2 protein-coding genes are annotated in these 1852 nt (G+C 40.9%); both read right to left on the reverse strand.

Translation table 11 applies throughout. The features are described from left to right. Positions 1–56 precede the first annotated feature (56 nt). Complete coding sequence (locus V7201_RS23100) at positions 57–728, reverse strand: GNAT family N-acetyltransferase (protein ID WP_335379097.1); 672 nt, start codon at positions 726–728, stop codon at positions 57–59. A gap of 20 nt (positions 729–748) precedes the next feature. Next, positions 749–1621, reverse strand: coding sequence for a carbon-nitrogen hydrolase family protein (locus V7201_RS23105; RefSeq protein ID WP_335379096.1), 873 nt, complete (start codon positions 1619–1621; stop codon positions 749–751). Positions 1622–1852 lie beyond the last annotated feature (231 nt).

Below are 1852 nucleotides of genomic sequence, written 5' to 3' on the forward strand. Positions count from 1 at the left end.
AACAGAGCCAAATAAAAAAACAGCCGAAACAAAAAGATTCGACTGTCTGAGTTTTATTATAAAGGCAATAAAGCCACTGTATTTTTTTTCGTCAGCTGGTCAACCATTTTAAGCCATTTTTCCGGCTTGTTTTCCAAAACGGAATAATAAGTTGTCAGGAAATCAGAAATTAATGCAGCAGGCAATTCAACTGTATGATTGTCTGCAGGTATGAAGCAAAGATCTAATCCAGCGACAGCTTCCCCATCATTCTCCCAGGATGGGTGAACATATTCTAGGTCAAGACGCTTATAGCCTAAATGAGATAGCACTTCACGGCGAACATACGGATCCATCGTTTTCACACCGCCGAAATCATGGTCCTTTTTTCGATAAGGGTCATAAATTTCTGCAAACATGCCAAACAATTCAACACCTTTTTCACCAGCAAGGCTTTGCAGGTCTTCCATGCGTTTGTTTGCCAGGAAACGGCCAAGGCTCAGCCCAGGCTTGCCGACAATCGTAAAATCAGTCATTGCAATATTCCAGTCAGGATAGTAGCGATATTCAGTAACACCAACTACTTCATCCTCATGCACTGCGACAAAAACACGGATACCTGGATCTTCAAGCGGCTCCTTCCATAAATCGAACTCGAGAACCTCTTCAGGAGGAAAAACGTCTTTCATCAAATTATGGAGTTTAGTGAACAGCGGGTCTTCAATACTTGAGACGCGAATGTATTCCATCATGTTTGCTCCTTATCGGATTAGATTTTTTCTGCTTCTTCCCAGTCTGGGTAAAGATCTGTGCGTCGATCACGCCAAGTTGTAACTGAACCTCGTTCTCGCACTTCATATAACAGCTCTAAGTCAAGGTCTGCTGTTACAATCATGTCATTGTTCAGTTCACCTTCAGCAAGCAATCCTTGCGGAGGGAATGGTATGTCATTAGGCGTGATCACTGCCGCCTGGCCAAAGTTAGCACGCATGAAGTCTACTGTAGGCAGAGCACCGACTGTTCCAGTCAATACTACATATATTTGGTTTTCCACCGCTCGTGCATGGCTTGTATATCTTACTCGATGAAAGCCATGGCGATCATCAGTGCAAGACGGACAGAAAATCACATCCGCCCCTTTCGCCTTTGCCATTCTGACGATTTCAGGAAACTCAATATCGTAGCAAGTTAAAAGAGCAATTCGTCCTTTCTTTGTATCAAATACCCTGAAATCTTCTCCTGCACTCATATTCCATTCATTAACTTCTGTTGGTGTGATATGAAGCTTCGCCTGTTCTACAATCCTTCCATCTGGATAAAACATGTGTGCTACATTAAAAAGTTTGCCTTCTCTAGCAATCACATGCGTTCCGCCAATGATATGCATACCCGTTTCCAAAGCGAAATTCTGGAACAGGTTCAAATATTGTTCAGTAAAGCCAGGGAGTTCATTAATGGTCAGCCTTGTTCCCTGTTCACTGCCGATTGACAGCAATTGTGTAGTGAAGAACTCAGGAAAAAGTACGAATTCCGAACCGTATTCCTGGGCTGTTTTAATATAATGCTCACATTGCAGCGCGAACTCCTCAAACGATCTGATCGTATGAAGGTGGTATTGGACTGCTGAAACTCTCATTTTCATATACCATTCCCCCTGTATAAAAAAAGATATTGTCATCTTGAATTCAAAGTTTCGGAAATACGAAAATCATTATAAAACATTTTACTTCTAATGAATACACCTTTTGCTTAAAATAGGAGCGGATTTTTTGATTTATATTTTCATTAAAGATTTTCGGAATAGGTATTAAGAATGATTTTTAATAAAGCTCTTTTCTAAAGGCTGTTTTCTTCTTGAAAGGGCTTTAAAGTC

The organism is Bacillus sp. JJ1122 (assembly GCF_036964885.1).
Classification (GTDB): Bacteria; Bacillota; Bacilli; order Bacillales; family Cytobacillaceae; genus Mesobacillus.

What these genes read in the sequence shown, in the direction of transcription:
- V7201_RS23100 (WP_335379097.1), bottom strand. Translation starts at nt 728, where the DNA reads ATGGAATACATTCGCGTCTCAAGTATTGAAGACCCGCTGTTCACTAAA.
- V7201_RS23105 (WP_335379096.1), bottom strand. Translation starts at nt 1,621, where the DNA reads ATGAAAATGAGAGTTTCAGCAGTCCAATACCACCTTCATACGATCAGA.